A 5,082-nucleotide genomic window follows, 5' to 3' on the forward strand; every position below is an offset into this window, starting at 1 on the left:
TCGAGCAGCCGCTTGACGACGGGGTCGGAGCGATATTCCTTTTCGAGCTCGCCGACTCCGTTCAATGAACGTTCGAGCGACCACGGATCGGTTGGGTGGTTGGGGATGAGCTTGGCCAGGCGATCGACCTGGCCATAGCTCATCTGCAGCACGCGGCCGGTGTCCTTGAGCACGGCGCGGGCCTTGAGGCGGCCGAAGGTGATGATCTGGGCGACGCGGTCGCGGCCATATTTGGCCTGGACGTAAGAGATGACCTTGTCGCGATGGGTTTCGCAGAAATCAATGTCGAAGTCGGGCATCGACACGCGTTCCGGGTTGAGGAAGCGTTCGAACAGCAGGTCGAGCGCGAGCGGATCGAGATCGGTGATGAGCAGCGACCAGGCGACGATGCTGCCCGCGCCCGAGCCGCGGCCGGGGCCGACGGGGATGTCGTTGGCCTTGGCCCAGCCGATGAAGTCGGCGACGATCAGGAAATAGCCGGCAAATCCCATGCGGGTGATGACGTCGAGTTCGAATTCGAGACGGGCGTGGTAGGGGGCGGGATCGGCGGGCCCGGTGCCGAGCTGGGCGAGCCGGGTGAGGCGCGCGGCGAGCCCGGCGCGCGCATCAGTGCATAACTGCTCGTCCTCGTTTTCGCCGAGGCGCGGCAGGATCGGCTTGCGTTGCGGCGCGCTGACCGCGCAGCGCTGGGCGATGACGGCGGTGTTGGCGATCGCTTCGGGCAGGTCGGCGAACAGCTCGGTCATCGTCGCGCCGGGCTTCATCCATGCTTCGGGGCTGCTCGTCGGGCGATCGGCGTTCTCGATGTAGGTCGAGTTGGCGATGCACAGCAGCGCGTCGTGCGCTGCGTGGAAATGCGGTTCCGCGTAGCAGCTCGGGTTGGTCGCAACGATCGGCAGGTCGCGGGCGTAGGCGAGGTCGAGCAGGCCAGCCTCGGCGGCTTCCTCGACGCGGTCGCCGCGACGGCTGAGTTCGATGTAGAGCCGGCCGGGGAACAGTGGCTGAAGCCGGTCCAGCACCGCTTCGGCCTTGGTCCGCTGGCCGTCGGCGAGGTGACGGGCGACGGTCCCCTCCCCGCCTGCCGTCAGCGCAATCAGGCCGTCGGTCATGCCGTCGAGCATGGCGAAGGGGATGTGCGGCAGCTCGTGGATCGGGCGATCGAGGTGGGAGGCGGAGACGAGCTTGCAAAGGTTGGCATAGCCCGCCTCGTCCTGCGCGAGGAGGACCAGCCAGTCGAGCGTCAGCAGTCCTTCTTCGGGGCGGGCCACGGCGATGGTGGCCCCGATGATCGGCTGCACCCCCTCGCCGATGCAGGCGTCGCCGAACGGCATCACGCCATAGAGCCCGTTGCGGTCGGTCACCGCGATGGCGGGGAAGCCGAGCTTGGCAGCGTGCTTGGCGATCGCCTTCGGCTCCACCGCGCCTTCGAGCATGGTGAAGGAGGAAAAGGTGCGCAGCGGAACGTAGGGCAGCATGGCGTCACTATGGCGTGGGCACGCCCACGTTAAAAGCGCGATGCGCAACTTATCCCCAGCTTAGCGCTGATCTCCAGCCATGATCGCGTCGATCTCGCGCATCCGTTCGCGGGTGCCGTCGGCAATGCAGCGGGCAGTCGGGCAATTGTCGCGGAAACCGGCGAAGCGTCGGCCGGTGGAACGAAGTTGATCGCGCTGCTCGTCGTCGGCCGCGTTGACCGCCGAGCGATACTGGGCGGCCATGCGTCGGTCCAGTGCGGCCAGGCCGGCGTCGGCGCAGATCATCTGCTCGCCGCGGGTGCGCGCCCGAGTGCAGTCGAAGCTGGGGCTGGCGGTCGGACGCGGTGCGAGCGGGTCGGCAGGGGTCTTTGGCGGTGCACCGCGCACCACGGTCGGCAACGACGGCGGCGGAGGCGGAGGGATTGCGGGCCGGGGAGTTAACGCATCGCCCGGAATCGGTACCGGCTCGGCAAACGCGGCGTGGCGACCGACGGTGGCGAGTGGCACAGTGATCGCGTCGGCGTGGGTCAAGGTCAGGACATCGCCGCTACCGTCGGCGGCGGGCTGTAGCGTGTAGTCGACGTCGGCGGTGACGCTGGTGCGGCCATCGGCCACGGCGAGGCCTGGCGGCAGGTCGAGCGCGGCGCTGGCGGCGCAGGCGATGCTGCCGAGTCCCTCGTCACGGCTGCGGACAACCGGTCGTTCGACCCGCAGCGCCGCAGCGCTGGCGACGCGGGCGAGCATGGCATCGTCCTTGCCGCGAATCTGAGTGGCGCGACGGAATAGCTCGCGCTTCAGCAGCGCAAAGGTCGCGCTGGACGCGCAGCGGGTGGCCGGGTCGAGCGCGGCGGCGCGTTCGACGGCGTTGCCGGACAGGTTTTCTGCCGCGCCCTGCGCCGCCTCGGCCTGTGCGTCGGAAAGGCGGTCGCCTTCGCCTTTCTTCGAGCAACCGTAGAGCCCGCCGCCCAGTGCCAGCAGGGCGGCGGCGGCAGCGATCCAGGGCATAGCGCGGGTGGCGGCGGGTGACATGTCAGAAACGTGCGCAGCAGGAGATCATGCGAGCACTCCGTCATGCAATCGAACCACCCGGTCCATCTTCGCCGCCATTCGCTCGTTGTGGGTGGCGACCAAAGCGGCGCTGCCTTCCTGCCGCACCAGCTTGAGAAATTCGGCAAGGACGGTGTCGGCGGTCTTTTCGTCGAGGTTGCCGGTCGGCTCGTCGGCGAGGATCAGCGGCGGGCGGTTGGCCAGCGCGCGGGCGACGGCGACGCGCTGCTGCTCGCCGCCGCTAAGCTTCGACGGACGGTGGTCGAGCCGCTCGCCGAGGCCGAGCGCGGTCAGCAGCGCGTCGGCGCGGGCATGGGCGGCCCCGACCTCGGCACCGTGGATCAGTTGCGGCAGGACGACATTCTCGCGTGCGTCGAAGTCGGGCAGGAGATGGTGGAACTGATAGACGAATCCGAGCGCGTCACGGCGCAGATCGGTACGAGCGTCGGTGTCGAGTGATGCGGCTTCGACGCCGTTGATGCGGATCGATCCCTCGAACCCGCCTTCGAGCAGCCCGACCGCTTGGAGCAGGGTCGACTTGCCCGACCCCGACGGCCCGAGCAGCGCGACGATCTCACCCGGGTGGACGGCGAGATCGACGCCATTGAGGACGTGGATGGTGACGTCGCCCTGGGTGAAGCAGCGGCGCAGGCCGGTCGTCTGGAGGACGGGCTCACTCATAGCGCAGCACCTGGACCGGGTCTGTCGCGGCGGCGTTGCGCGCCGGGAACCAGGTCGCGACGAAGGTCAGGACGAGTGTCACCAGGATGATCGCGGCAATCTCAATCGGGTCGGACTTGGCCGGAAGCTCGCTAAGGAAGCGAACCGACGGGTCCCACAGATTCTGGCCGGTCAGGGTCTGGATGACGTCGACCACGCCCTGGCGGAAGAACAGGAAGACCGCGCCGAGGATCGCCCCGGCGAGGATGCCGACTGCGCCGATGGTCAGGCCAACGGTCATGAAGATCTTGATCATCGCCCGGCGGCTGGCGCCCATGGTGCGGAGGATAGCGATATCGCGGGTCTTGGCGCGGACCAGCATGATCAGCGACGAGGCGATGTTGAATGCCGCGACGAGGATGATGATGCACAGCACGACGAACATCGCGATCCGCTCGACCTCCAGCGCTTCGAACAACGCCGAGTTCAGTTGCCGCCAATCGACGAGGATGCCCTTGCCGCGGATGACGTCTTGAAGCGGCGCGAGGATCGGACCGACCTTGTCGGGATTGGTCACCTCAACTTCGATCTGGCCGACCTGGTTACCCATCATCAGCAGCGACTGGGCGTCCTCAATCGGCATGATGACATAGGCCTTGTCATAGTCGTAGACGCCGACCTCGAAGATCGCGCCGACGGTGTAGGTGACGATGCGGGGGACGGTGCCGATCGGCGTGTCGCGGCCTTCGGGCGAGATCAAGCTGATCTGGCTGCCGGGGAAGGCGCCGAGCGTTTCGGCGAGGTGGCTGCCAATGGCGACGGTGGCATTGCCGTTCTGGACGTTGGTGAGGCTGCCCGACTTGATGTTGCCGGCGATCAGCCTGTTGCCGCGAATATCCTCCATCCGCATCCCGCGCACGAGGATGCCTTCGACCCGGCCATTGGCGCTGGCCATCAGCGGCTGTTCGATCAGCGGGAGCGCCGAGTTCACGCCGGGGGTGGCACGGGCGGCGGCGGCGATCCGCTGCCAGTCCGACAGGCGGCCCTCATAGCCCTGGATGATGGCGTGGCCGTTAAGCCCGACGATCTTGTCGAACAGCTCGGCGCGGAACCCGTTCATGACCGACATGACGATGATCAGCGCGGCGACACCGAGCGCGACAGCGCCGACCGAAAAACCGGCGACGACAAAGATGAATCCCTCGCCCCGGGTCGGGAGAAGGTAGCGGCGGGCGATCATGCGCTCGTATTTGTTGAGGATCATGGGCGGTTGAGGATCATGCGGACAGTCGCGCCACGACCGCGTCGATCGGGAGTTCGAACTTCTCGCCGGTGCGGCGGTCCTTGAGCTCGGCCACGCCGGTCGCGACGCCGCGCGGGCCGATGACGAGCTGCCACGGCAGGCCGATCAGGTCCATGCCGCCAAGCTTGACTCCGCCCCGCTCGTCGCGGTCGTCGTAAAGGGTTTCGACCCCGGCGGCGGCCAGCTGGCGGTAGAGATCGTCAGCGACCGCGACCGAAGCGGCATCGTCGCCGCGCATAGTGACCAGCCCGACCTGCCACGGCGCGACTGCCGCCGGCCAAATGATTCCGGCGTCATCATGGCTCGCCTCGATGATCGCACCGACCAGGCGGGAAACGCCGATGCCATAGCTGCCCATCTTCGGGGTGACGTTGGTGCCGTCCTTGCCCGAGACCTTGAGCCCCATCGCGGTGCTGTATTTGTCGCCGAAATAGAAGATGTGCCCGACCTCGATTCCGCGCCCGGTGCGCTGGCGGTCGGGTGGGACCTCGGCCCATTTGGCCTCGTCATGAGTCTCATCAGTCGCGGCGTAGGTGACGCTGACCTGGTCGAACTGGCCGTGGAGGCCGGCTTCATCGGTATAGTCGAGGTCGGCGC

The 5,082-nt window shown here is 67.5% G+C and carries 5 protein-coding genes; all 5 read right to left on the reverse strand.

Annotated elements, in window-relative coordinates; translation table 11 throughout:
* Positions 1 to 1,475: DNA polymerase III subunit alpha (gene dnaE / locus RMN84_RS07775; protein WP_309611606.1), on the reverse strand; the 1,475-nt coding region annotated here is incomplete at its 3' end.
* Positions 1,476 to 1,535: 60 nt separating this feature from the next.
* Positions 1,536 to 2,504 (reverse strand): lysozyme inhibitor LprI family protein, encoded by a 969-nt coding sequence (locus RMN84_RS07780; protein WP_309611607.1) that lies wholly within the window; start codon positions 2,502 to 2,504, stop codon positions 1,536 to 1,538.
* A gap of 24 nt (positions 2,505 to 2,528) precedes the next feature.
* Entirely contained in the window at positions 2,529 to 3,203 is a 675-nt protein-coding gene (locus tag RMN84_RS07785; RefSeq protein WP_309611608.1) for an ABC transporter ATP-binding protein, read from the reverse strand.
* Positions 3,196 to 4,446 carry a lipoprotein-releasing ABC transporter permease subunit gene (locus tag RMN84_RS07790; protein WP_309611609.1) on the reverse strand — a complete coding sequence of 417 codons (1,251 nt, stop codon included), beginning with the start codon at positions 4,444 to 4,446 and terminating at the stop codon, positions 3,196 to 3,198. The genes RMN84_RS07785 and RMN84_RS07790 overlap by 8 nt, the downstream gene beginning before the upstream one ends.
* A gap of 13 nt (positions 4,447 to 4,459) precedes the next feature.
* A partial coding sequence (locus RMN84_RS07795) for a His/Gly/Thr/Pro-type tRNA ligase C-terminal domain-containing protein (RefSeq protein ID WP_309611610.1) occupies positions 4,460 to 5,082 on the reverse strand: 623 nt, incomplete at its 5' end.

The sequence above is a fragment of the Sphingomonas sp. genome, assembly GCF_031380695.1.
Classification (GTDB): Bacteria; Pseudomonadota; Alphaproteobacteria; order Sphingomonadales; family Sphingomonadaceae; genus Sphingomicrobium.